This is a genomic window from Butyricicoccus porcorum (assembly GCF_051246315.1).
GTDB classification, from domain to species: Bacteria; Bacillota; Clostridia; order Oscillospirales; family Butyricicoccaceae; genus Butyricicoccus_A; species Butyricicoccus_A porcorum.
Genome location: NZ_CP178353.1, coordinates 487,753 through 513,384, shown reverse-complemented (window position 1 = coordinate 513,384; position 25,632 = coordinate 487,753). Strand labels below are relative to the sequence as shown.

The 25,632-nt window shown below is 55.4% G+C and carries 24 protein-coding genes; 16 read left to right on the top strand and 8 right to left on the bottom strand.

Going from position 1 to position 25,632, the window contains the following annotated elements; translation table 11 throughout:
- The first annotated feature begins 33 nt into the window (after positions 1-33).
- A complete protein-coding gene (locus ACLM7Z_RS02455; protein WP_273349003.1) occupies positions 34-825 on the top strand; it encodes a TIGR00282 family metallophosphoesterase in 792 nt (263 codons plus the stop codon).
- 57 nt (positions 826-882) lie between these two features.
- Here ACLM7Z_RS02455 and ACLM7Z_RS02450 read toward each other — a convergent pair whose 3' ends face one another.
- From ACLM7Z_RS02450 to ACLM7Z_RS02435, 4 genes are all read right to left on the bottom strand, one after another.
- Positions 883-1,698: a hypothetical protein gene (locus ACLM7Z_RS02450; RefSeq protein WP_435645548.1), complete on the bottom strand. Its 816-nt coding sequence runs from the start codon at positions 1,696-1,698 to the stop codon at positions 883-885.
- A gap of 128 nt (positions 1,699-1,826) precedes the next feature.
- Positions 1,827-2,636: a hypothetical protein gene (locus ACLM7Z_RS02445; RefSeq protein WP_087022323.1), complete on the bottom strand. Its 810-nt coding sequence runs from the start codon at positions 2,634-2,636 to the stop codon at positions 1,827-1,829.
- Positions 2,630-3,334 (bottom strand): ABC transporter ATP-binding protein, encoded by a 705-nt coding sequence (locus ACLM7Z_RS02440; protein ID WP_087022669.1) that lies wholly within the window; start codon positions 3,332-3,334, stop codon positions 2,630-2,632. Before ACLM7Z_RS02440 ends, ACLM7Z_RS02445 begins: the two co-directional genes overlap by 7 nt.
- Before the next feature lie 3 nt (positions 3,335-3,337).
- Positions 3,338-3,703 (bottom strand): GntR family transcriptional regulator, encoded by a 366-nt coding sequence (locus ACLM7Z_RS02435; RefSeq protein ID WP_273349006.1) that lies wholly within the window; start codon positions 3,701-3,703, stop codon positions 3,338-3,340.
- A 220-nt stretch (positions 3,704-3,923) separates the two neighbouring features.
- Between ACLM7Z_RS02435 and ACLM7Z_RS02430 the strand changes: the two genes are divergently transcribed.
- From ACLM7Z_RS02430 to ACLM7Z_RS02390, 9 genes are all read left to right on the top strand, one after another.
- The gene (locus ACLM7Z_RS02430) at positions 3,924-4,178 is read left to right on the top strand and encodes a hypothetical protein (RefSeq protein ID WP_087022326.1); all 255 of its coding nucleotides are present in this window, start codon (positions 3,924-3,926) and stop codon (positions 4,176-4,178) included.
- Positions 4,178-5,482, top strand: coding sequence for a terminase large subunit domain-containing protein (locus ACLM7Z_RS02425; protein ID WP_087022674.1), 1,305 nt, complete (start codon positions 4,178-4,180; stop codon positions 5,480-5,482). The genes ACLM7Z_RS02430 and ACLM7Z_RS02425 overlap by 1 nt, the downstream gene beginning before the upstream one ends.
- Before the next feature lie 18 nt (positions 5,483-5,500).
- A complete protein-coding gene (locus ACLM7Z_RS02420; RefSeq protein ID WP_087022336.1) occupies positions 5,501-5,704 on the top strand; it encodes a hypothetical protein in 204 nt (67 codons plus the stop codon).
- Positions 5,691-7,262 carry a hypothetical protein gene (locus ACLM7Z_RS02415; protein WP_273349007.1) on the top strand — a complete coding sequence of 524 codons (1,572 nt, stop codon included), beginning with the start codon at positions 5,691-5,693 and terminating at the stop codon, positions 7,260-7,262. The genes ACLM7Z_RS02420 and ACLM7Z_RS02415 overlap by 14 nt, the downstream gene beginning before the upstream one ends.
- 15 nt (positions 7,263-7,277) lie before the next feature.
- Positions 7,278-7,775 (top strand): hypothetical protein, encoded by a 498-nt coding sequence (locus ACLM7Z_RS02410; RefSeq protein WP_087022342.1) that lies wholly within the window; start codon positions 7,278-7,280, stop codon positions 7,773-7,775.
- Between the two features lie 12 nt (positions 7,776-7,787).
- Complete coding sequence (locus tag ACLM7Z_RS02405; RefSeq protein WP_087022345.1) at positions 7,788-8,840, top strand: FN3 associated domain-containing protein; 1,053 nt, start codon at positions 7,788-7,790, stop codon at positions 8,838-8,840.
- Positions 8,841-8,923: 83 nt separating this feature from the next.
- On the top strand, positions 8,924-9,295 hold the full coding sequence (locus tag ACLM7Z_RS02400) for a hypothetical protein (protein ID WP_435645547.1): 372 nt from the start codon (positions 8,924-8,926) through the stop codon (positions 9,293-9,295).
- The gene (locus ACLM7Z_RS02395) at positions 9,292-11,073 is read left to right on the top strand and encodes a hypothetical protein (protein ID WP_273349008.1); all 1,782 of its coding nucleotides are present in this window, start codon (positions 9,292-9,294) and stop codon (positions 11,071-11,073) included. The genes ACLM7Z_RS02400 and ACLM7Z_RS02395 overlap by 4 nt, the downstream gene beginning before the upstream one ends.
- 15 nt (positions 11,074-11,088) lie before the next feature.
- The gene (locus ACLM7Z_RS02390) at positions 11,089-11,721 is read left to right on the top strand and encodes a hypothetical protein (RefSeq protein ID WP_087022353.1); all 633 of its coding nucleotides are present in this window, start codon (positions 11,089-11,091) and stop codon (positions 11,719-11,721) included.
- Positions 11,722-11,785: 64 nt separating this feature from the next.
- On the opposite strand, the gene ACLM7Z_RS02385 is transcribed toward ACLM7Z_RS02390, so the two are convergent.
- The 3 genes from ACLM7Z_RS02385 to ACLM7Z_RS02375 form a co-directional block, all read right to left on the bottom strand.
- Positions 11,786-12,991: a cation:proton antiporter gene (locus ACLM7Z_RS02385; protein ID WP_087022356.1), complete on the bottom strand. Its 1,206-nt coding sequence runs from the start codon at positions 12,989-12,991 to the stop codon at positions 11,786-11,788.
- Positions 12,992-13,058: 67 nt separating this feature from the next.
- Entirely contained in the window at positions 13,059-13,475 is a 417-nt protein-coding gene (locus tag ACLM7Z_RS02380; RefSeq protein WP_435645546.1) for a hypothetical protein, read from the bottom strand.
- Positions 13,424-13,594 (bottom strand): DUF362 domain-containing protein, encoded by a 171-nt coding sequence (locus ACLM7Z_RS02375; protein WP_087022359.1) that lies wholly within the window; start codon positions 13,592-13,594, stop codon positions 13,424-13,426. The genes ACLM7Z_RS02380 and ACLM7Z_RS02375 overlap by 52 nt, the downstream gene beginning before the upstream one ends.
- A 166-nt stretch (positions 13,595-13,760) precedes the next feature.
- Between ACLM7Z_RS02375 and ACLM7Z_RS02370 the strand changes: the two genes are divergently transcribed.
- The 4 genes from ACLM7Z_RS02370 to thrS all read left to right on the top strand — a co-directional run bounded on the left by ACLM7Z_RS02370 (position 13,761) and on the right by thrS (position 21,312).
- Complete coding sequence (locus tag ACLM7Z_RS02370; RefSeq protein ID WP_435645545.1) at positions 13,761-15,977, top strand: AAA family ATPase; 2,217 nt, start codon at positions 13,761-13,763, stop codon at positions 15,975-15,977.
- Between the two features lie 151 nt (positions 15,978-16,128).
- Positions 16,129-17,466 (top strand): sensor histidine kinase, encoded by a 1,338-nt coding sequence (locus ACLM7Z_RS02365; protein WP_435645544.1) that lies wholly within the window; start codon positions 16,129-16,131, stop codon positions 17,464-17,466.
- Between the two features lie 102 nt (positions 17,467-17,568).
- Complete coding sequence (locus tag ACLM7Z_RS02360) at positions 17,569-18,936, top strand: sodium-dependent transporter (protein ID WP_435645756.1); 1,368 nt, start codon at positions 17,569-17,571, stop codon at positions 18,934-18,936.
- 621 nt (positions 18,937-19,557) lie between these two features.
- A complete protein-coding gene (gene thrS, locus ACLM7Z_RS02355) occupies positions 19,558-21,312 on the top strand; it encodes a threonine--tRNA ligase (protein ID WP_087022369.1) in 1,755 nt (584 codons plus the stop codon).
- A gap of 2 nt (positions 21,313-21,314) precedes the next feature.
- On the opposite strand, the gene ACLM7Z_RS02350 is transcribed toward thrS, so the two are convergent.
- On the bottom strand, positions 21,315-21,623 hold the full coding sequence (locus ACLM7Z_RS02350) for a carboxypeptidase-like regulatory domain-containing protein (protein ID WP_133058323.1): 309 nt from the start codon (positions 21,621-21,623) through the stop codon (positions 21,315-21,317).
- 120 nt (positions 21,624-21,743) lie between these two features.
- Between ACLM7Z_RS02350 and ACLM7Z_RS02345 the strand changes: the two genes are divergently transcribed.
- Both ACLM7Z_RS02345 and ACLM7Z_RS02340 read left to right on the top strand, forming a co-directional pair.
- The gene (locus ACLM7Z_RS02345) at positions 21,744-23,459 is read left to right on the top strand and encodes a proline--tRNA ligase (RefSeq protein WP_087022375.1); all 1,716 of its coding nucleotides are present in this window, start codon (positions 21,744-21,746) and stop codon (positions 23,457-23,459) included.
- Positions 23,460-23,538: 79 nt separating this feature from the next.
- Positions 23,539-24,492, top strand: coding sequence for a mechanosensitive ion channel family protein (locus ACLM7Z_RS02340; protein WP_165761189.1), 954 nt, complete (start codon positions 23,539-23,541; stop codon positions 24,490-24,492).
- The last annotated feature ends 1,140 nt before the right edge of the window (positions 24,493-25,632 follow it).

Sequence of the window (25,632 nt, the reverse complement as noted above, 5' to 3'; positions counted from 1 at the left end):
CCGCTTTTTGTACTTTTTTGAGGAGGGGTCTGTATGAAAATACTGGCAATCGGTGACGTTGTGTCCAATCCGGGGTTGAAAACCGTGTCCCATCTGCTGCGCTGCGTGAAAAAGGAAACCGGCGCGGCGTTTACCATCGTCAACGGCGAAAACGCCAGCGGCGTCGGCATCACGCCCAAACAGGCGGACAGCATTTTTGCCGCCGGGGCAGACCTCATCACGCTCGGCAACCATTCTTACCGCAAACAGAACATTGTCCCGTATCTCGAGGACAACCGCTATATCATCCGTCCGGCAAACCTCGCGCCGCAGTCGCCCGGCGAAGGCTTCGGCATCTACGAGACCAGTGCAGGCTGGCGCGTACTGGTGTTCGAGCTGATCGGCCGGTGTGACATGCAGTACGGCCCGGACAATCCGTTTCTGCGCGCTGACCGCATCCTGCGTGAGCAGGAGGGACGGTATGACGTCGCGCTGTGCGAAATGCACGCGTCGGCAACGTCGGAAAAGCTCGCGATGGGCTATTACCTCGACGGACGGGTGTCCGCAGTCTATGGTACGCATACTCATGTGCCGACAGCAGATGCGCGCGTCAATCCCAAAGGAACAGGCTATATCACGGACATCGGCATGACCGGACCGAAGTGGTCGGTGCTCGGCGTCCGCGCGGAGCAGTCGATTGCGATGTTCCGCGGCGATCTGACCAGCCGGTTCGAGCCGGCGGAAGGCGTCTGCGTCATGCAGGGCGTGCTGTTCGACATTGACGAGAGCACCGGACGGTGCCGGAGCGTCGAACGAATCGAAAAAGAACATACACCGGAAGCATAACACGAAAGACAGACAAAAGCGCTCGAACCGCGTGGTACGGGCGCTTTTTTTGTGCATTCAGGTGGATTGGGAAACCGGCATGGCGGGCACTTCACTCTGGTCAATCCGTGTCAGCGTGAAAAATTCATCGCTCTCCCAGTCGAAGCAGCCGAAGGAGGTGACGTCCTCCGGGGCGGTGTCGTTTGGCACATAGATGTACAGGTCATAGTCCGGCAGATTGCTGGAGGAATCGGAAAAATAGAGTGTGTAGTGCGTGTAATCTTCGACCGGGTATTGCTCCAGTTCTTCGCGGGAACAGGATTCCGATGCGGTATCCTCTGTGAGGAGCATCCGCTCGAAAGACGGCGCTGGATCTTGCGCGGTGCGGATGCCGTCTGTCCATGCAATCGAGCCATCATCATAGACGGTAATGCGCAGGCTGCCGTCATCGTTTGTCCAGGTGCCGGCGGACAGTACCTCATCCAGCGCACACGGTTCGTAGAGCTCGGAATCGTCGTCCACAAAGGTGACTGCGCCGGAGAAATCGGAGAAGGTCACATACGACATCACCGCAGGAACGATGGTCAGCAGGATCAGAATGATTGCGACAATCAGGCAGCCGGGCGCACAGCCGGATGTTCGGGCTTCGCCGGGCTGCTTTGGAGAAGCACCGCTATTCTGCGCGGCAGCCCGCTGCCAGGCCGCATCCGATGACGCCGGCTGATGGAGTATTTTCTTCGCGGAAGAATTTTTCTCCCGTGCCGGCTGGTCGGAGCTGTCCTGTGCGGTGAATTTGGATTTCTTTTTCGGCGCGCCGATGCCGGGACGATTGCCGCAGACCGGGCATTCGTGTTCGCTGTCCAGATAGTGTACGCCGCAGTACGGGCATTTCATATCCATTCCCTCCCTTGTTGCTTTGCTGTCTTTATCTTACCATATGCGGCGGGGAGATGTACAGCAATCCGACAAAGTTCAACACAAAAGCGCACCGCTTTCCAGCGGTGCGCTCTGCGTTTGCGGGTTTATTGCAGGTTCAGGTGCTTGCTCAGAATGTAGTTTGTGATGACAAAGTTGACGGCGATGCATACCGCGATGAACAGCAGACAGCCCAGCAGGACAATGTGCATCTGCGCCGCTGTGTTCAGTGTCAGGTTGAAATCCAGATTCAGACCGGTCAGATCGAAAATCCACGAGGAGATAAACTGCAGGATTTCCTTTGCCACGCCAAAGCCCAGATATGCGAGAAACGCGAAGCCGAGGCGGTGCTTGTTGGCCAGAGAACCGAGCGACAGGCAGGCATAGATATGCATGCAGAAATTGATGACGCCGGCGATGCTGATGACAGTAAATTCGATCGGGACAAGGAACAGATTTGCGCCGAACTCGTGCAGCAGCTCGGAGAACCCGTACTGTATCAGATGCCAGAAGTCCGAAAAGGCGATCTCAGGCTCAAAGCTGGCAGAAAGGAGCGCAGGTGTGGCGAGGAGGAACAGCGAGATGCAGCACAGGATGACCGTGACTACCATCCAGATGGTAGAGGTGATGCATTTCGCCCAGATCAGCTGCGACGGACGCGCGGGCAGTGTGAACATCAGATAGCCTTCGTCGCCCAGCAGGTTTTTGTAAAATCGGTTAATCATGTACGCGAATGCCAGCACACAGACCGCGAACATCGCAAGGACATAGACGGTCATCAGTACGCCGAACGGGGCGGAGACCGGCAGGGCAATAAAAATCGAATTTGCCAGCGAGAGCAGCAGGAGGACGCCGAATGCCGGAAGGAAAATCCGACGGGTGGATTTGAATTCATAGCCAATCAGCTTGCTCAGCATGCGAACACCTCCCGGAACAGTGCGTCGACGGATTTTCCGTATTCCGAACGGATGTCATCGACCGATTTGTGCAGCGTGATCTGACCTCTATTGAGGAAAATCACATCGTCCAGCACCTTCTCAATGTCGGAAATCAGGTGAGTCGAAATGACCACCGTGCTGTTTTCATTGTAATTGGTGAGAATTGTGTTCAGGATATAGTCGCGGGCAGCCGGGTCGACGCCGCCAATCGGCTCGTCGAGCAGGTACAGGTCGGCTTCGCGGCTCATGACGACGACAAGCTGGATTTTTTCCTTGGTACCCTTGGACATCGTCTTGAGGGAATCCTTCGGCTGGATGCCGAGATGCGTCAGCATCTGCGCTGCCTTGTCGAGGTTGAAGTCCTCATAGAACGTCGCAAAAAATTTCAGCAGATCATCTGCCGTCATCCAGTCACTCAGATAGGTGCGTTCCGGCAGATACGATACCTTTGCGTGCGTTTCCGCGCCCGGCAGGTTTCCGGCGATGCGGATTTCTCCGGCAGTCGGTGTCAGCAGGCCGTTTGCCAGCTTGATGAGTGTGGATTTGCCGCTGCCATTCGGCCCCAGCAGGCCCACGATGCGGCCGCGCTCCAGCGCGAGTGTGACGTTGTCCAGTGCTGTTTTATTGCCGTAGCGTTTGCACAGCCCGGTGCACTGTAAAATAGGCTCGTTTGCCATCTGTTACCCCTCCTTGATTGCCTGGCGAATCAGTTCCACGGTCTCTTCCGCGGTATAACCCATGTCTTTCATTGAAGACAGAAAGATGTGTATCTGTTCCATAGCCAGTTCCTTTCTCTTTTTCGTGATCTGTTCCGTGCGGTCGGTGACAAACCGTCCGGCGGTGCGCTGCGAATACAGCAGGCCGGTGCGTTCCAGCTCGGCAAGCGCGCGCTGCATGGTGTTTGGATTGACGCCCGCTTCCGCTGCGAGATCGCGCACCGACGGCAGGCGGCTGCCCGCGGGGAGCGCGCCGGATGCGATGGCCAGAGTAATGGTCTCCATCAGCTGCAAATAGATCGGGCGGTCATCGGAAAGATTCCATTGCATGTACATCCTCCCTTTCAGTGTTATTGTACTAATTGATTGATACAATCATACAACGGGCGCACAAAAATTGCAAGAGGTTTTTGAAAAAAATCCGAATTTTTTTTCTGTGCGCACAGGTTATGCACAAAAACGAAACAAATTGCCGTAGACAATGGGAAAAAGCGACGTATTATGGAGACCGTGAGCTGTTAAAATAATCCATTTGAGAGGAGGAATGCCGTTGGCGCAAACAAAAAGCAGCCGCAGCCGGAAGAAAAAAACGCATGGGGATCAGGTACGCGACATCCTGTGCGATCATTCGCCGGAGGCGGCACAGTGCCTGTGCGACATGCTGGAGGACGATTCACTCACCGGGACGGCGCGTGTCGGCGTTGCCAAGGAAATTCTGGAACGCACGGTGGGCAAGGGCCAGCTGCCCGATTCCCGGCAGGACACACAGGAGAAATTTGAGCTGGTACTCAAGGTGGTGGAATAATGGAGCTTTCCGTCACCCGGCGTCAGCTGGAATTCATCCGCTCAACTGCGTTTGAAACGCTGTTCGGCGGCGCAGCGGGCGGCGGCAAGAGCTATGCGCAGCTGATTGACGCGCTGATTTTTGCTCTCCAATATCCCGGCTCCAAACAGCTGGTGCTGCGGCGCACATTCCCGGAGCTCAAGCGTTCGCTCATTCAGGTTTCGCTGTCGCTGTATCCGACAAGCATTGCCACGTATGGCGAGACCAGTCACAGGTGGAAATTTGTCAACGGGTCAGTCATTGAGTTTGGCTCGTGCGACAGTGAAAACGACGTCACCAAGTACCAGAGCGCCGAATATGACGTCATCCGGTTCGACGAGCTGACGCATTTCACAAAATTCCAGTTTACTTATCTGCTCTCGCGCGTGCGCGGCGTCAACGGGTATCCCAAACAGGTCAAATCGTCGACCAATCCGGGCGGCGTCGGACACGGCTGGGTCAAGGCGCGCTATATCGACTGCCTGGTTCCGGGCGAGGAGAAGGACGGCAGGCTGTTCCTGCCTGCCCGCGTGCAGGACAATGCCTTCCTGATGAAAAACGACCCGGATTATGTGCACCGCCTGGAGCTGCTCGACGAGCGCAGCCGCAAGGCACTGCTCTACGGGCGATGGGATTTGTTCGAGGGGCAGTATTTTGGCGAGTTTTCCACGGAACTGCATGTCTGTGTGCCGCCGGATCCGCTTCCCAGCTGGTGGAAACGGTATCTTGCGATCGACTACGGACTGGATATGCTGGCGGCGCTCTGGATTGCGCTCGCACCGGACGGCACGGCATGGGTCTACCGGGAGGTATACCGCTCCGGGTTGATTATCTCCGAGGCAGCGGAGGCCATCCGCACTGCCGAGGTGGGCGAACACATCGACCAGCGGCTTGCACCGCCCGATCTGTTTAACCGCAGGCAGGAAACCGGTCGCTCCGCCATCGATATTTTCGCAGATGCCGGGCTGTATTTTGACCGGGCAATGGGGGAACGCGTGGCGGGCTGGTATGCCGTCAAGGAATACCTGCGCCCGTTCGACGATGAGCAGGGGATCTGCACCGCAAAGCTGAAAATCAGCCCGGTGTGCAAAAACCTCATCCGCACGCTGCCGCTGCTGACCACCGATCCCGCCAACCCGAACGACACGGCGAATACGCCGCACGAATACACGCATGCGCCGGATGCGCTGCGCTATTTCGCCGCGACCGTGCAGCCGGACGGGGATGCATGGCGGCCTGACCGCTATGACGGCGATGTTGGCGCATTTCTCGCCTACGAAGGGTGAATCTGCAAGGAGGAAGTTATGGAATATATCATTTGCTGCCTGTGCAGCCTGCTTTGCTTTGCCTGCGGCGTGTGGGCGGCGCGCGGCCTGCCGCAGCTGCCGCGGCGCAAACAGCCGCAGGAGGACTGGAGCGAGGCGGACGATGCGCTGAGCCGCGATATCGCTGCGCTGCTCGCCTATACCGGCCCGAAAAAGGAGGAGGATGCCGATGAGGACACCTGAGTCGGTCTGGCAGGAATATCAGCGCGGCGTGGATTACAACAACCGCATTGACCTGTATGACCGCGTCAAGACCAATGAAAATTTTTTTGTCGGACGGCAGTGGGAGGGGCTGAACGTCACGACGCTCGACCCGCTGATTTTTAACGTGCTGCGCCGTGTCGTCAACCTGTTCATTTCCATGCTGGTTTCGGACGACATTGCGGTGACTGCACAGCCGTACCAGAACGCGCCGGATGCGGATACGATGCAGAAGGTCATCGACCGCGCGGTGTCATCCGTCATCGAACGCGCAGGCGTCAAGAGCAAAAACCGCTACATGCTGCGCAATGCCTGCGTTGACGGCGACGGCTGCTTTTACATCCGGTTCGATCCGGATAAGGACAGCGGACAGGGCGTTCAGGGCGATATTGAAGTCGATGTCATTGAAAATACCGATGTCTTCTTTGGCAATCCCGCTGTGGACGATGTGCAGCGGCAGCCTTATCTCATCCTGTCCATGCGGCGTTCGGTGGAAGATGTGCGCCGTGAGGCGATGCAGCGCGGCATGAGCCGCAGCGATGCGAAAGGCATCCAGCCGGACAGCGTGCTCGAACCGCAGTATGATCCACAAACCGAGGACACCGACAATATGGTGACTGTGCTGCTGCGCATGCAGCGCACAGAGGACGGCATTGCCTTTTTCAAATGCACCCAGCATGCTGTTATCATGCCGGAAATCATCACGCCATACCGCCGGTATCCGGTCGCCTATATGAGCTGGGAGCGTGTCAAGCATTGCTATCACGGCGCGTCCCCTGTCACTGAGGCCATCCCCAACCAGATTGCCATCAACAAGCTGTATTCGATGTATGTCCAGTGTATCAAGCATGTCGCCTTCCCGAAAATCATTTACGACATGACGCGCTTTCCAAATGGGTATTCCTCGGATGTCGGCAAGGCAATCGGCATGCGGGGCAACCCGAATGAAGCGATCCTCAGTGCCTTCCGCGCGCCGGATATTTCCACGCAGGTCATGGCACTGCTGTCACAGATGATGAAGGACACAATGGAGCTGATGGGTGCGTCAGATGCGACCCTCGGCAATGTCAAGCCGGACAACACCTCCGCTATCGTCACCGTGCAGCAGGCGACCATTGCGCCGTTGGAGCTGGTGCGCATGGAGTTTTATCGCTTTGTCGAGGATACCGTGCGCATTTTTGTCGACCTGATGCGTGTGCATTACGGCTGCCGGAATGTATATCTTGTCGATGACGGAGGCGAGGAGACAACGCTGCGCTTTGATTTTGACACACTCGAAACGACAGCGCTCGAGCTCAACGTGGAAGTCGGTTCGAGTGCCTACTGGTCGGAAACCATGCAGACGACGACAAATGACAACCTGCTGGAGCGCGGCATTATCACCGACCCGGTGCTGTATGTCGAGAATATCCCGGACAGCCAGATCCGCGGCAAATCCCGCCTGCTTCGCGCTCTGCGCGAACAGCGGGAAAACGGACAGATGCAGGCTGTATCAAACCAGACTACACAGTCAGGTGCGGCGCAGACCGCACCGCAATAAAAGGAGGCTGATTGTATGCAGAACAAAAGAAAAAATATGGTGCCGGCCGGTGTACCAGAGCAGGCCGGCACACCGGAGCAGACCGCCGCAGATCTGCCGCTGACTGACAGCGATGAGCAGCTGTATACGGTGACCGTTGACGGGCAGACCGTTGAGCTGACGCTGGAACAGTTGATTGCCGCCGCCGAACAGGGGCTTTCCAAAGCCAACCGTGCGGCGCGCCGCGAACAGGTCGCCGGGGAACAGCCGGGCGGCAATGCCTATCAGGCATTTCTGGATGAATATCCCGACATCCGCCCGAATGAAATTCCGCCGGAGGTGTGGGACAGCGCAAACCAGTCCGGCGACCTGCTGGGCGCGTACCGCGTGTATGAAATCCGGAAGCTGCGCGAGGAGCTGGAAGACCTGCGGAAAAATGCGGACAATCGCCGCATGGACGTCGGTTCTGCGCGCTCGGACGGCGAAGCTACCATCACAGACCCCATCATCCTCGCGCTGATGGGAAAAGGCTAAGGAGGAAACACCATGGCAGTAAATTTAGCGACCAAATATTCCAGCCAGATTGCGGAGGTTTTTACCGCAGGCTCATTCATCAAGGGAAAGACATCCAGCTCGTTTGACCTGACCGGCGTCAAGACGCTCAAGGTCTATACCCCGGTGACCGTGCCGGAGGTGGATTATACTCGCGACGGCCTCAACCGCTACGGCACTGTGACCGAAATGCAGGATATCGTGCAGGAGCTCAAGATGACGCAGGACAAGGCATTCACGCTGACCATCGATAAGGGCAATAACCTCGACCAGAACATGACCAAGAAGGCCGCCGATATGCTGCGTTTACAGATCAATGAACAGTCGACTCCGGCAGCAGACAAATATGCGTTGAGCCGCTTTGCCATGATGGCGGGCACCATTGATACCGTCAGCGAGGCGCCGACCAAGGACACGATTGTCGAACTGATTTCTACCGGTGCACAGACGCTGGACGACAATCTGGTTCCGGATGGCGACCGCTATGTCTATGTCACCAGCGAGGTGTACAAGATGATCCGCCTGTCACCGGAGTTCACCGGCCTGGAGGGTCTCGGCGTCAAGGCGGTCGGCAAGGGCGTCTGCGGTGAGATCTCCGGTCTGACTATTGTGCGCGTGCCCAAGAGCTATATGCCGGACGGCTGCTATTTCCTGATTACGCACAAAAACGCCGTGCTGATGCCGTATAAAATTTCCGACGCAAAGGTACACAACGATCCAGTCGGCGTGTCCGGTGCGCTGATTGAAGGCCGTCATTATTATGACGCCTTTGTGCTGGGGGCAAAGTCCGCAGGCGTCTATGCGCTTGTGCTTGCGGCGAATAAGCTGACCCTGCCGACGATTTCCGTTTCCAGCGGCAGTGCAACCATCAGCAAGCCGTCAGGTGCTTCGGAAGTGCGCTATACCATCGACGGCACCGATCCGCGCTACTCTGACAGCGCAAAGGTATACTCGTCCGCCGTGACGGTTTCCTCCGGGACCGTTGTTCGCGCGGCGGCATTCGCGGACGACAAATTTACCTCTTCGGTTGCAGAAAAGACCGCATAATACGATGGAACGTGGCAGCCGGGTACGGATGTGCCCGGCTGTCCGGCGGACGGACAGGAAGGAGACAGAAAGGAGGATACCGATTGACCGGCAGACAAGTATATGAACAGGCACTCGTGCTGCTCGGCATGGAGCACGACGATGTGCCATGGCTGGAGAGTATGGCGGCGGGCTGTCTCAATCAGATGTTGGCAGACCGGCTGTATGAGCAGGGGGCATTGTGCCGCGCGCAGGGCAGAAATGCACCGGATGCTGCGCCAGTGATAGAGAATATGGATGAGGAAGTTCCCTATGACGAGCTGTTTGTGCGCGAATGCTTCCCGTATGGGCTCGCGGCACTGCTCGTCGCCGAGGATGACCGCACCATGTTCAACTGGCTGATGAGCGAATATGAACGGCGTGCCGCTTATTATGCGCCGTGCACGCTGACAGATTTGCAGGAGGCGGACGAATGAGCGCGCCATACCAGTTTTCCGCAGCGGATACCGTACAGGAGGTCGTGGTCGAACGGTTTGCAGGTGTGGATTTTGCATCCCACCAGACCAAGGTGGACTGGGCACGTTCCCCCGATGCCTGCAACATGATCGCAAACGACACTTTTTTTCCGGTCAAGCGAACGGGCTACCGCAAAGTCGCCCAATTTGACGGCGAAATTTTTGGACTGCACCGGTTTGAAGCCGATACGCTGTGTCATGAAGGAAAAAACCTGTGGCGGCTGAATGCTGCCGGCACGCATACACAGCTGTACGATGACATGAATGAGGGCAAATCCACCTCTTTCCTGATGGGCGGAAAGCTGTGGCTGCTCGACGGGAAGACGTATCTCGTCTATGACGGCGAAACCGTGCAGCCGGTGCGCGATATCGCCTATGTGCCCACGACAACCATCGGCAGTGCACCGGCGGGCGGCGGAACCAGCCTTGAGGCGGTCAATCTGCTCACGCCCAAACGCATCAATACCTTCGTCGGTGACGGCACCAGCAAGGTATTCCAGCTGGATTGTACCGATATCGATGTGGACAGTACGGAGTGTACGGAATTTTCCATCAAAATGGTAAATGCGGTCACCGGAAAGGTCACGTTTGAAGAAGCACCGCCGGATGCGGGAGGACTTGCCAATGTCATCATTTCCTTTTCCAAAACAACCGAGCACCCCAGCATCGACCGATGCCGTATTTGCGGGTTGTATGGCGGCAAAAATGACACACGTGTCTTCCTTTCCGGCAATCCCGATGAGCCAAACTGTGACTGGCAGTCCGGGTTGTATGATCCAACCTATTTCCCGGATACCGGATATACACGCATTGGCTCGGATGCATCCGAAATCATGGGATATGCCAGACAGTATGACACACAGGTTGTGCTCAAATCCGATGGACAGGACGCAAAGCAGTATCTGCGGACATTCGCACTGGATGAAAACGACAGACCGAGCTATCCGCTCCGGCAGGGCGCAGAGGCGGCGGGTGCTGTCAGCCGGTATGCTATTGATGTGCTCGAAGGCACGCCAATTTATCTCTCACCGCAGGGCGTAATGGGAATCTTCGGCACAAATGTAACCGAGTACCGTGCCGTTGCGGGCATATCCCAGCGCGTTGATCCGCGCCTGGGACGCGAACCGATGTGCGATGCCGTGGCATGTGTCTGGGAGGGGAAATATTATCTCGCCGTCGGCGGGCACTGCTATGTCGCGGACAGCAGACAGGTGGAAAACAGCATACCGGAATGGTATTACTGGGACAACATCCCGGCGGTGTGTTTTCTTGCAGACAGCGTCGACGGGCGGCTGTGGTTTGGCACGGCGGATGGGCGTGTCTGTGCATTCTGCCGGGAAACCGATGCGAATGCATATTTTGATGACGGCACACCGACCTGTGCGCGTTGGACGACGCCGTTTTCTGCGCTGGGGGTATGGAACCGCACCAAAACCATTTTGTCCTGCCGCCCACTGCTTATGCCGTATGGCTATTCGGGCGCAGACATCTGGTACCGCACAGAGCATCTGTGTGCGTGCGTCCATTCGGTGGCATTTTCTCAGTTTTCCTTTGCACATATGGATTTTTCCCGCTTTTCATTTTATTCCGCAGCGGCCTCCGTGCCCGTTCCGGTGCGGCGGCGCGTGCGGCGCGCCTATCTGTTCCAGGTAGTTGTGCGCAATGACAGCGCAGAGCCGTTTGGCCTGCTCGGAATGACACTGCGTTATCAGGTACGCACGCCTGTGCGTGACCTGTAGGAAAGGAGATGGAATATGGAATCTTTGGATATTGAAGAGCTGTACCGTGCAGCAGAACGAAGCCGCCTGAATGCCTTTGAATCTGCGCGGCAGGACAGCCTGAAGCGCCTGCAAAACAGTCTGGATGAAATTGGAACCTCTTACCGCGGCAGTGTGACACAGGCACAGACTGCCGCACGCATCTCTGCGTTAGGTCAGGAGGAAAAGCTCGCCGCATCCGGTCTGAGCAGCGGCGGAAGCTATACCGCGCCGACCTCCGGGTATACGGAGACCGCCCGCGTGGCATCAGATAACAACCTGCGCAGTAACCTGAATACCCTGTCCGCAGCGCGTCTGCAACAGGAACAGGAGGCACGCAATGCAAGCAACACGGAAATTGCACAGGCAAGACAGAGCTATGAGAACAGCGCCGCAGAGATCCGCATGCAGCAGGCACAGGCGCAGATCAACCAGTACAACACAGACCGTGAATACAATTACAATGTGCGTGTGACGGCCTATCAGCAGGCGATGCAGCGCTGGCAGACCTATGGCATCGTGCTTCCGGCGGACGCATCCATTCTGGGTGTACCTGCCGGAACGCGCACGGCATCCAGTGCATATGACAACGCAAAGCTGGCACTTGAACGCTGGAAGGCGCTGCTCTGAGTGCAAAAAAATCCCGCAGAAGGAAAATTCCTTTTGCGGGATTTGCTATGCCAGGATGACAGAATCAGGTGTTGGCAGTTGCGTCCGGCTGCTTGGGCTGTTTGTCACTCATGACCATTTTTAGCAGGATTGGAGTAATCAGCGTGGTGACAATGACGACCAGAATGACCGGTGCGAACAGCGTGTCGGATACCAGACCGACAGCAGCACCCTTCTGTGCGACGATCAGCGCGACCTCGCCGCGGGATACCATGCCCACGCCGACGCTCAGTGCTTCATGATTCGTAAACTTGCAGAACTTTGCACCCAGACCACAGCCGACGATCTTGGAGAGAATCGCGATAACCAGCAGCAGCAGTGCGAACAGCAGCAGTGCCGGAGTCAGACCGGCCAGGTTGGTCTTGATGCCGACGCTGGCGAAGAAGACCGGCGCGAACAGCATATACGAGCAGATATCGATTTTGCGCGCAACATAGTCGCGGATGTTGGACAGGTTGCACAGCAGCAGGCCGGCAAAGTATGCGCCGGTGATGTCGGCGACACCGAAGAACTGCTCTGCACAGTAGGACAGCACGAAGCAGAACGCCAGTGCATAAATGGCAACGCGGCGGTGCATCTTCTTGGCAAACGAGGTGCTCAGATGCTTGAAATACTTATAAACCAGGAAACCGACGATTGCAATGAAGACAAAGAACAGTACAATCTTGAGCAGTACCATGCCGATTTGTACATCCGGATCGGTGAAGCTGGAGACAACGGTCAGGACGATGATACCGAGGATATCGTCAATGACGGCCGCACCCAGGATGGCGGTGCCGACTCTGCCCTTCAGCTTGCCCAGCTCACGCAGAGTCTCAACGGTGATGCTGACTGAGGTTGCAGTCAGGATGACGCCGACGAAAATTGCCTTCAGCATGTGCTGCGCATCGCCCTCTCCGTTAAAGAAGACGAGATACAGCGCGGTGCCGCCGAGCAGCGGGACGACTACGCCGGCACAGGCAATTACGAACGATGCAAGGCCGGTTTTCTTCAGCTCCTGAAGGTCGGTTTCCAGACCGGCGGCGAACATCAGCATGATGACGCCGATTTCACTGATGACGGAAATAAAGCTGTCCTCGACGACCAGATTCAGAACGGACGGGCCAAGGATCAGACCGGCGACCAGCGCGCCGACAACCTGCGGCATTTTAACCTTGCCGGAGGCCAGGCCAAGCACCTTCGTGGACAGAAGGATGATGGCAAGTACGAGAAGAAATGTATAGGATGTCATAAATACAGCCCCTTCTTTTGATTGGATTTGTGTAAAGCGAATAAAGGTTTTGTGTTTTTCCCTACAGTCATAACATTATATCCGGTTTAAGTTCCAAAAGCAAGGAAACGATTTTGACAAAAATATGTAGATAACGGGCGGAAAAAATTGCAAATTTGTGTGAAAAAAAGCAGAACAGAGCCTTTAGAGCGGAGCTGTGTACGCCAAACAACAAATAATGTTTTTTATAGTCACGGATGTTAAAAAGTCGCAAAAAGTTGCGGGCTGTGATCGCCCCTTGCGGCACGTCCCCGCCGTGCGGATGGAACTGACGCAGCTGGATGCAGTCAGATAGGCCGACATTGAGATGACAGGTGTTTGCAATCGCAACATTGGCAAAAGAGAAAGACCCGGCGATAAACACCAGGTCTTTCATACGTGCATAAGTAAGAATTACGCCTGAGAAATAGCGCCAACCGGGCAGTTGCCAGCGCAGGAACCACAATCGATGCAAGCGCCTGCGTCGATTACGTAGCTGCTGTCGCCCTGAGAGATAGCGCCAACCGGGCACTCGCCTGCGCAAGAACCACAGCTGATGCAAGCATCACCAATCTGATAAGCCATTGTGTAGCACCTCCTGTAATGATTTCATTTATATTGTACCACAAAGCCAGAAAAAAACAACTCCATTTTTGGAACTTACAGAAAAAAGAAATTGGAAAAGATACGTCTAAAAGCGGAAAAAGTGGGTAAAGATAAATCAGGAAGCAAAGGAAAGTGAGGGAAAGCGATGGAATTTCAGGGTTCATTTGATGCCGGGGCAAGGCTGGCGCTGACGATTTCCGCCAGAAGAGCGGGGCTTTTGGGCAAAAATACGGTCGGAACGGAACATTTGCTGCTGGGATTGGCTGCACGCCGCAGTACGCCTGCGGGCAGGCTGCTGGCACAGGCCGGCGTGGGCAGCTGGCGCAGCCTGTATTATACCGCACGGCTGACTGGCAGTGGATTTCCTGTGCGCCATCCGGAGCGGGTCAGCAAAAATCTGCACAGTGTACTGCGGCAGGCGGCACAGTCCGCCGGGCGCGGACAGGTCGGGGACGGGCATCTGCTCTGTGCACTGCTCGGCTGCCGTGACTGTACGGCGCGGCGCGTCATGGAGAAAATGGATGCGGATATCCCTGCATTGGAGCGGCAGACCGGGATTTCTATTGCACAGGAGCCTGCGGGCTGGCGTGCGGTCGGACGGCTGGCATCGACCTCTGCGCTCGACCGCTATGCAACCGATCTGACCGAGATGGCGCGCAGCGGCAGACTCGACCCGGTCATCGGACGGGAGGATGAGTTGTTCCGCCTGATGACCATTTTACAGCGGCGCACGAAAAACAATCCGGTGCTGCTGGGCGATCCGGGTGTCGGCAAAACGGCAGTGGCAGAAGCGCTTGCACTCGCCATCGTAAATGGCGATGTGCCGGAGGAGCTCAAAGGCGCGCGGCTGGTGTCGATTGACATGGCGAGTCTGATTTCCGGCACAAAATACCGCGGTGAATTTGAAGAACGGCTCAAGACAATTGTTCGTGAACTGAGCGCGTCGCGCAATATTATCGCCTTTATCGACGAGGTGCATACGCTGGTGGGGGCAGGCTCAGCGGAGGGTGCCATTGATGCCTCCAACCTGCTCAAACCGGCACTCGCACGCGGTGAGATCCGGCTGATCGGCACGACGACGGTGGAGGAATACCACAAGACAATTGAGAAAGATGCGGCGCTGGAGCGGCGGTTTCAGCGCATTGATGTCGCCGAGCCGGATGAGGACGGTGCGGAGAAGATCCTGCGCGGGCTGGCGCCGCGCTATGAGCAGCACCATGGCGTACACATCACGGAGGATGCACTGTGTGCTGCTGTGCGCATTTCCGTCCGCACGCGTCCGGAACGCCATCTGCCCGACAAGGCGATTGACCTGCTGGATGAGACCTGTGCGGCGGTTCACCTTGAGGGCGGAACGCAGGTGACACAGCGGGAGATTGCACGCACAGCACAGCGCGTTGACGGCTTTACCGACGCGGCAGAGGGCGATGACGCAAAGCGCCTGCTGCGGCTGGAGGACGAGCTGCGGCGCACCGTGATCGGGCAGGACGACGCGGTACGGGCTATTTGTCGGGCGGTGCGGCGCGGCGGTGCAGGCCTGCGGGATGAAGCGCGTCCGGTGGCGGCACTGCTGTTGACCGGGCCGACCGGTGTGGGAAAAACCTCGGTCTGTACGGCACTTGCCCGCACGCTGTTTGGCCGTGACGGGCTCATTCGCATCGATTTGTCGGAATATCAGCAGCCGCACGATGTCTCCCGCCTGATCGGTGCACCTCCCGGCTACAAGGGCTACGGCGAAGGCGGGCAGCTGACCGAACCGATCCGCCGCCGCCCGCGGTCTGTCGTACTGTTTGATGAAGTAGAAAAGGCACATCCCGATGTGCTGCGTCTGCTGCTCCGCCTGTTGGAGGACGGACGGCTGACCGATGCAGAGGGGCGCAGTGCAGATTTCCGGCATGCGGTGGTTGTGCTGACCTCCAATCTGGGCAGCGGCAGCCGGGGACGAACGGTTGGCTTTGCTGCGGACAGCGCAGACCGGCAGACCGGGCATGTCCGGGAGGAAGCACAGCGTGTGCTCCAGCCGGAGCTTGCGGCGCGGCTGGATGATATTATTGTCTTTTCTGCACTGGAGCGCGCAGATTGTGCGGCGATTGCGGCACGGGAACTGTCTCTGCTGGCAAAACGGTGCCTTGCGTGCGGCACACGGCTGACCTGGGATGAAACAGCAGAGCAGACACTGGGCATTGTTGACCGGGCGCGCGGTGCGCGCGCCGTGCGTGATGAAGTGGCACGCAAGGTGACCGATCCGCTTGCCGGCCTGCTGCTGTCCGGCAAGGCGGGGCATTGGGTGGAAATCCAGGCGGCAGACGGCGATGTGCTGCTGTCGGTGCGTGAAAACAGCACAATGCTGTCCGGCGCGTAACGCTGTCATAAATTGTCATTTGGGACAGGGGCATATTCCTGCGAGGAATTGCCCCTGTTCTTTTTGCTTGGAGGACAATTCCTGTATTGTTCGGATAGAATGAATATGATAAGATACAAACGGATCGAAACAGCAGGGAGATAAGTGGATTATGGATACACATATGAGCGCGGCGATCGTCGCATTTCAGGGATTGACAGTGTGCTTATATTGGATTATGGTGCCGCGCAAGCGCAAATGGGACAATCGCAAGACATATATGGTTGCTGTCATGCTGTATCTGTTGTGGTGGGCATTCTGTTTGCCGACAATTATACAAAACGACAGTATGGGAAAGGCTTTGGAAGAACATGACTTCTGGAATGTTGTGAAACTGATTGGGGGGATCGGCATAGAGGTGGCGACCAGCTGGATTGTCAGCGCGGATTCCGCCCACAACCGACTTCTGGTAGCTGGTGTCAATGTATTTCTGCTCGTTGGCTTTGAAGTGGTGGGAGATATCATTACATATTGCCTGATGTCCGGTGAGATCTGGCAATCCAATGCATCATATCACATTGGACAGACACTGTTTTCCGTGTTTTTTCTGTTGGGCACGACTATTTTTGCGGTGTATTGGAATCGCATGGAAAAACAGATGCGGCGCAAAATTATCCTGCTTTCCGTACTGTTCTGCGGTTGTCAGTGCTTTTTCATGTATAGCCTATGGCATCTGAATCGGACAGCCATGGAGGCTTTTATACAGTATTATATTGTTTTGGGCGGTGTGGTCACTGTCATTGCGGATTATCTCATTTTTGATATTCTGACATCGACCATGGAAGCACAGCGCCGAGAGATGGAGCTGGAACAGCTCAGGCAGCAGCAGGAAACGCAGTACCAGTATTATCAGCTGGTGCAGGAAAACGCACAGGAAATGTCGAAACTCCGGCACGATTTCAAAAATCAGTTGCAGGTGGTATATTCCCTGCTGGACACAAACAAAGAGCAAACGATACATATGCTGGATGAAATGAACCGACGGATCAGCAGCACGCATCCGGTGTTGTACTGTGTCGCACCGGTGGTCAATGCCGTTATTACAGTGAAGGCCGACGCCGCGCGTCAGCGCGGCATTGCGTTTGATGCAGCCGTCGATCTGGATGACTGGGAAATTGAGGAAATCGACCAGAGCAATCTGTTTTCCAACCTGCTGGACAACGCGTTGGAGGGCTGCCTGCCCGGTCAGCCGAATCAGTTTATCTCACTCGGGGCGGGTGAGAAAAAGGGGATTTATGCCGTCAAAGTACAAAACAGCTGTGACCCGGCAAAGACGCTCAGGCCCGGTCAGACGCCGGGCACGGCGAAGCAGAACAGGACACATCATGGCTTCGGACTGAAAATTTTGCAGTCGATTGCGGAAAAATATGGCGGTGAGCTGAGAATACACTGCGAAAACGGCGTGTTCACGGCGGAGGTTTTTCTGGAAAACAGGCGGCTGTTTCCTTGATTTTTGCAAATCGCTTGACACAGCACAGGGTAACTTTATATACTGAAAACAAAAGAGAGTACGAGCGAACAAATTATGGAAAAACTGAGGGAGGCGAACACGATGGAGCGCGAACAGTTGGGTTCCAGACTGGGATTTATTCTGCTGTCAGCAGGCTGTGCCATTGGTATCGGAAATGTATGGAAATTCCCGTATATGGTCGGACAGCATGGCGGCGGAATCTTTGTATTGTTATATATCTTCTTTTTGATTATACTCGGCCTGCCGATTATGACGATGGAATTTTCCGTCGGACGTGCGAGCCGGAAAAGCCCGATCCGGTCGTTTCAGGTGTTGGAACGGCCGGGGCAGAAATGGCATTTTCACGGCATAGTGGCAATGGCGGGCAATTATCTGCTGATGATGTTTTATTCCGTTGTTGCAGGCTGGATGCTGTATTATTTTTATCTGACCGCAACCGGCGCATTTGACGGCGCTTCGACGGAAGAGGTTCAGGCGATTTTCGATCAGATGCTGGGACAGCCGGGGATTCTGGTGGGCTGCATGGCAATCGTTGTGATTGTCGGTATGTTTATCAATTCCATGGGCCTGCAAAACGGATTGGAACGCATTACCAAGGTGATGATGCTCATTCTGCTGGCGCTGATGCTGGTGCTGGCAGTGCACAGTGTCCTGTTGGAAGGCGGACGTGAGGGGTTGATTTTTTACCTCAAGCCGGATATTGGGCAGACGCGTGAAAGCGGACTGGGAAATACGATTGTGGGTGCAATGAATCAGGCGTTCTTCACGCTGAGTCTGGGCATCGGTTCGATGGCGATTTTCGGCAGCTATATTGGCAAGGAGCACACCCTGTTTGGGGAATCCATCCATGTCACCGTGCTGGATACATTTGTTGCACTGATTGCCGGCCTGATTATTTTCCCGGCCTGCTCTGCATTCGGCGTAGAGGCAGGCAGCGGCCCGAAGCTGATTTTCCTGACACTGCCGAATATCTTCAATCATCTGCCGCTCGGACGGCTGTGGGGCAGCCTGTTCTTTGTATTTCTGACCTTTGCAGCCTTTTCCACTGTACTTGCGGTGTTTGAAAATATTATTTCATGCGGTATGGATCTGACCGGATGCAGCCGCAAAAAGTCATGTGCTGTCAATCTGGTGCTGCTGTTTGTGCTGTCCCTGCCGTGTGCACTGGGCTTTAATCTGTGGTCGGGCATTCAGCCGTTCGGCACCGGCTCCACCATTATGGATGTGGAAGATTTTATTGTCAGCAATGTCCTGCTGCCGCTCGGCTCGCTGGTTTATCTGCTGTTCTGCACAAGCAGACATGGCTGGGGCTGGGAGTCTTTCCGGGAAGAGGCAAATACCGGAACAGGTGCAAAAATTCCGAATGCCATCCGTGGCTACTGCACCTATATCCTGCCGATTATCGTACTCATTATTTTTGCAATCGGCGTTCACGACAAATTCTTCTGAGAAGACAGCAAAAGCCGTCCTGCGGGACGGCTTTTGCATTGCGCTTGTATGGAATTTTCTGTTAAAAATGAAATGAAAAGCACGGATTTGAGCCATTGCATCTTTGATGGTTGCAGTCGGCAGGTTTGTTATCGCGCAGCTTGCCTTTCTCGACCGGAGAAACGAGCATAAATAAAATGCCTGTCCTGTCGGCAAACAGGATAGGCGGTGCCTGCGAAGAAAGCAAGGGTTTGCATGAAATACTCTTTGGCAGAAGTTACCGGTTTTTGTCCAAACTGTCGGTTGACAAGCAAAAAGGTGTGTTGTACAATAAAAGGCACCAATAGATAAAAGGCGTTGAAGGGAACGCACAGACCGCGCAGATCGCGCCCGCAGAGAGCGGATGCACCAGCTGAGAGCATCCGTGGCCGATGTGGTTTGCAGCAACCATCCCGGAGCTTCGCAGGGGAAACCCAAAGTATCCTGCGACGGATGTCCGCACGTTACAGCGGCAATGAGCGGGTGCAGTTGTGTAGCTGCGCCAAGCAGGGTGGAACCGTGAGATGAATTGTCATCCCACCCCTGATTTGAGTCAGGGGTGGGATTTTTTTCTGCCCCCGTGAAAATAAGGAGGAATTTTTCATGGCAGACAATCAGTATACGTTTGAAAATGAGCAGTACCGCAAAACCTACTGGCATACCTGCTCGCATATTCTGGCACAGGCAGTCAAGCGCCTGTACCCGGAGGTAAAGCTGGCAATCGGCCCGTCGATTGACAACGGTTTCTATTATGACCTCGATTCCCCGTTTGCGTTCACACCGGAAATCATGGAAAAGATCGAGGCAGAGATGCGCAAGATCTGCAAGGAAAAGCTCAAGCTGGAGCGCTTTGAACTGCCGCGTGCGGAAGCGCTGGAATTTATGAAGGACGAGCCGTACAAGGTCGAGCTCATCAATGACCTGCCGGAGGACGCTGTCATTTCGTTCTACAAGCAGGGCGAATTTACCGACCTGTGCGCCGGTCCGCATCTGGATTCCACCGGCCGCGTCAAGGGCAATGGCATCAAGCTGACTGCCTGCAATGCGGCATATTGGCGCGGTGATTCCAACCGCGAGACCCTCCAGCGCATTTACGGCATTGCGTTCCCGAAGAAGGCGGAGCTGGACGAGTATCTTGCAAAGATCGAAGAGGCAAAGCGCCGCGACCACCGCAAGCTGGGCAAGGAGCTTGGCCTGTTTACCCTGATGGAGGAAGGCCCCGGCTTCCCGTTCTTCCTGCCGAAGGGCATGGTACTGCGCAACACGCTGATCGATTACTGGCGCGAGGTGCATAAGCGCTATGGCTATGTGGAAATTTCCACCCCGATGATGCTGAACCGCGGCCTGTGGGAGCGTTCCGGCCATTGGGATCATTATAAGGAAAACATGTACACGACCGTCATCGATGATGTCGATTTCGCCATCAAGCCGATGAACTGCCCGGGCGGCATGCTGGTCTACAAGTCCGAACCGCATTCCTACCGTGACCTGCCGCTGCGTGTCGGCGAGCTGGGTCTGGTTCACCGCCATGAGCTGTCCGGCGCGCTGCACGGCCTGTTCCGTGTCCGCTGTTTCACGCAGGACGATGCCCATATCTTTATGACCTGGGATCAGATGAAGGACGAGATCAAGAATGTCGTCAAGCTGTTTGATGAGGTCTATTCTGTCTTTGGCCTGGAATATGAGATCGAGGTTTCCACCATGCCGGAAGACCACATGGGCGATGAGAAGGACTGGGATTTCGCCACGGAGACACTGAAGGCTGCTGTCTCTGAGATGGGCAAGAGCTATGTCATCAATGAGGGCGACGGCGCGTTCTATGGCCCGAAGTTGGACTTCCATCTGGCGGATTCGCTGGGACGTACCTGGCAGTGCGGCACGATCCAGCTGGATATGCAGCTGCCGGAGCGCTTTGAGCTGGAATACACCGGTGCAGACGGCGAGAAGCACCGCCCGGTTATGATTCACCGCGTTGTCCTCGGCTCCATTGAACGCTTCATCGGCGTCATCACCGAGCATTTTGCCGGTGCATTCCCGACCTGGCTGGCTCCGGTTCAGGTCAAGGCCCTGCCGGTTACCGACCGCACCGCAGCGTATGCGGATGAGGTTGAAAAGGCACTGACCGCCGCAGGCTTCCGCGCCGAGGTCGATCACCGCAGCGAGAAGCTGGGCTACAAGATCCGCGAGGCACAGTCGCAGAAGGTTCCGTATATGCTGGTTCTCGGCGACAAGGAACAGGAAAACGGCACAGTTTCCGTCCGTGACCGCAAGGGCAAGACGACTGCCATGCCGCTGGACGAGTTCATCTCCACGCTGCGCGAAGAGGTCAGCACCAAGAGCCGCGAAGAACTGATCTGATTTTACTCCTCCGGCTGCTCGAGCGAGCGGCGCAGCATCGCGTCGGCATGCAGGCTGACCTGATACAATGCGCCCGGCTCGAGCGGTCCGAAGGCAAACCGTCCAAGCTCATCGGTATAGGTCACATGGACGACGCGATCCGGTTCGGTCTTTCCGGAAATGGTCAGGACTGCGAGCGCCCCGGCGACAGGCTTGCCGCTCTGGTCGACGGCAGTGCCGAGCAGCGCCGGACGCGTGTCCGGGCGCAGGGCTACGGTGGTTTCTACCTGTTCCCCGGCTGACGGGCGCACATAAAAACTGGTATACATCATCAGCACCTCCTGTGGCAGCGGATCAACTCTGTTTTCAGCGTATGACTGCGGCCGCAAAAGGTGCAGGAAAAAATCCCGCAGGTTTTTCTGTAGCTGCGGGGCAGAAAGGAACGTAACACTATGAAAATGAGCAGTATGCTCGGCAGCCGCTTTAAAGAGACTCCGGCGGACTGTCAGCTGGACAGCCATAAGCTCATGGTGCGCGGCGGCTATATCAAGCAGATGACAACGGGTATTTACTCGCTGTATATGCCGACCAAGCGCATCACCAAAAAAATTGAGAATATCATTCGCGAGGAAATGGATAAGATTGACGGCCAGGAGGTCATGTTCCCGGTTGTTATGCCGGCATCGCTGTGGCAGGAATCCGGCCGGTATGACTCCATCGGCAGCGAGATGGCGCGCTTCAAGGACAGAAGCGGCCAGCCGGTTGTTCTGGGCATGACGCATGAGGAGGCCGCTGTGCATCTGGCGCGCGGCGCGGCACAGTCGTACACCAACTATCCGTTCATGATCTATCAGATTCAGACCAAGTTCCGCGATGAGCCGCGCGCACGTGGCGGTCTGATCCGTGTCCGCGAGTTTACGATGAAGGATGCCTATTCTTTCCACACCTCGCAGGAGGATCTGGAGCAGTATTATGAGAAGTGCTACACGGCGTATGAGAATATCTTCCGCCGCGCAGGTATTCCGGAGGTTGTCGCGGTCAAGTCGGATTCCGGCATGATGGGCGGCAGCGTGTCGCATGAATTTATGCTGCTGACCGACTGCGGCGAAGATACCATTGTCCTGTGTGACTGCGGGTACCGCTCCAATATGGAGGCAGCGGACTGCATCGTCGAGGCACCGGAGACCGAGGAAGCACCGCTCACCAAGGTGCTCACCCCGGAGACCAAGACCATTGAGGCAGTTTGTGAATACCTGCATGCACCGGCAAACGCTTCGTGCAAGGCGGTTGTCTATCAGAAGAATCTGACCGATGAATATGTCATTGCATTTATCCGCGGCGATCTGGAGGTCAACGAGACCAAGCTTCGCAATTTCCTGGGCGAGGAGATCCATCCGGCAGAGATCACGCAGGAGAGCGGCATTGTTGCGGGCTTTATCGGCCCGGTTGGCCTGCCGGAAGGCGTGACCTATGTCATCGACAAGTCGGTTGCCGCACTCAACAGTTCGGTCTGCGGCGCAAACGAAGAAAATTACCATTACACCGGCTATAACGTCAAGCGCGACACGCCGGACGCGCAGATTGCGGATTTCGCAAAGACCTATGAAGGCGCAATCTGCCCGGTTTGCGGCAAGCCGCATATCCGCATCAGCCGCGGCATTGAGGTTGGCAATATCTTCCAGCTCGGCACCAAGTATACCAAGTCGATGGAGATGACCTACATCGGACAGGATGGCAAGCCGCACTATCCGATTATGGGCTGTTACGGCATCGGTGTCGGCCGTCTTGCCGCTTCAGTCTGCGAGGTCAAGCACGACGATTACGGCCCGATCTGGCCGATGTCCATCGCACCGTGGCAGGTTCACATCTGCGCGATCAAGGCAACAGACCCGGAGGTTCGTGCGGTTGCCGACGAGCTGTATCAGAAGCTCCAGGATGCAGGTGTTGAGGTCATTTACGATGACCGCAAGGTCAGCGCGGGAAATATGTTCTCCGATGCAGATCTGCTGGGTGTACCGGTTCGTGTCATCGTCAGCCCGAAGACGGTCAAGCGCGGCGCTGTCGAGGTATCCAAGCGCGACAAGTCGCTGCGCGAGGATGTCGCACCGGAAAATGCAGTGGAGTACGTCGAAAAGCTGGTTCAGACGATGCTGGACGAGTTTAAATAAACAGAATAATGAAAATGGACGGCAGGCCGGGGGAGCCTTTCCCTCAGCCTGCCGTATTTTATTTGGAAAGGAGCTGCCAATGGGAACAATGATCTGGAGCCTGACCAAAACCGCCGCAGGCTCGGCAGATGTCCCTGTGAGCGCGGAGGACGCGGCACAGGCGACAAATACCGCAATTGAGGGCGTACAGTCGATTACCAGCCTGTTTCATCTGCCGACCTGGGTGGGGCGGGCGATCTTTATTGTGCTGGTTGTTGTCGTCATGCTGTGGCTGGTTAAGCTGATCAATAAGGGCTTCCGGCGCACCATGGATGCGATGCAGGACAACAATCAGGATGCCACGCTGCTGTCATTCGTACGATACGTCGTGCTGGCAATTGTTTACTTTGCGGGCGGCGTGGTCATCGTGTCCAGCATTCCGGGCGCGAGCGATTCACTTAATGCGCTGCTGGCATCCGGCGGTATAGTCGCAGTCATTCTCGGCTTTGCCTCACAGGATGCGCTGAGTAATATCGCCGGCGGCATTATGATCCTGACGTTCAAGCCGTTTGTCATCGGTGATTTTGTGCGTTATATCGATGTTGGCGTGTCCGGCACGGTGGAAGACATCTCGCTGCGGCATACGGCAATCCGTACGCCGGAAAACAAGAGGCTCATCATTCCAAACGGGAAAATCAATCAGGGCGTCATTGAAAACGCGAACTATGCAGACAGCCGAGTTTGTGAATTCTTTAACGTCAGCATTACCTATGAGAGCAATCTGGAGAAGGCAATTGGCATCCTGCGGGCGGAGGTAATGAAGCAGCCCCTGCATTTGGATGTACGCGACCCAGAGACACAGGACGATGAGCCGGAAGTGCAAGTTGAAGTTGTGGAACTTGCAGATTCTGCTGTTGTGCTGCGCGCATGGCTGTGGGCGGCTGACCTGAGCAGCGCCATGAAATTAAAATTTTCGCTCAATCGCGCAGTAAAAGCCCGCTTTGACGCGGAAGGAATTGAATTTGCCTATCCGCATATCACGATAACAAAATAAGAAACTGCGGTATCTCTCCCTGTCCGGCGCATGTGCGCGGGACGGGGATTTTTTGTATGTTTGGGACTCTGACAGGCGAGATTGTTACGATTTTCACATTCGTCAACCTATACAAAAACTTTACGTTTGAATTGTAGGGAATAAATAGCGTGAAAAGGTGAAATGAAGCAACATGCACAAAAAGTTTCTGAATAAACTGTGAAACATTATGGATGATTGCGCTTGCAGAAAAAGTTGGAAGTGTGTATGATATAGCCAAGCTGAGGGAAGGAAAACCAAGGCGGCAGACAACAAAAAGTTGTCTGAAGCAGTTCCGAAGGAAAAGCCAAAGCTCCGGCTTTCGGAACTTCGATTGAAACGGAATCCGTGCTGTGAAGCGCAGAGCAGAGGCTCCGGGCACACAGAAATCGAAAATCCGCTTCATGAAATTTTTGGAGGTGAGACTATCATGAATCGTTTATTCGATCAGATGGTTAGCAGGTATCATAAGACGCTGTGCAGCCGGAAAATAGAAGAGACGATAACTGCTTATTCCGGCAAGTAAGTCGCCTGCAAAAAAAGATAAAGGAGTTGAACCAATTATGATTCGATGGTTTGATGAGTTGACAAGAGCACGCGTCATGGAACTGGCCAGGGAACACATGGTGGAGCTGCAAGGCGAAAACATTTCCGACGTGACCCGCGCAAAGAAGCACTGAGCTTCGATCACACAGAAATAACCCGATGGATAACATATAGGAGTGACAAACATGAAGTTCTTCTCTGAACTGGCAAGAGCACGCATGATGGAACTGGAAAACGAAAAGGTTTCCTACCTGGTTCATGCAAAGAAGCACTGAGCTTCGATCACACAGAAACAACCCAATGGATAACATATAGGAGTGACAAACATGAAGTTCTTCTCTGAACTGGCAAGAGCACGCATGATGGAACTGGAAAACGAAAAGGTTTCCTGCATGGTTCATGCAAAGAAGCATTGAGCTTCGATCACACAGAAATAACCCGATGGATAACATATAGGAGTGACAAAAATGAAGTTCTTCTCTGAACTGATCCGCGCACGCATGATGGCAATGGAAAATGAAAGAGTTTCCTGCATGGCTCATGTCCGCGCAAACAAGCACTGACAATTACAACAAC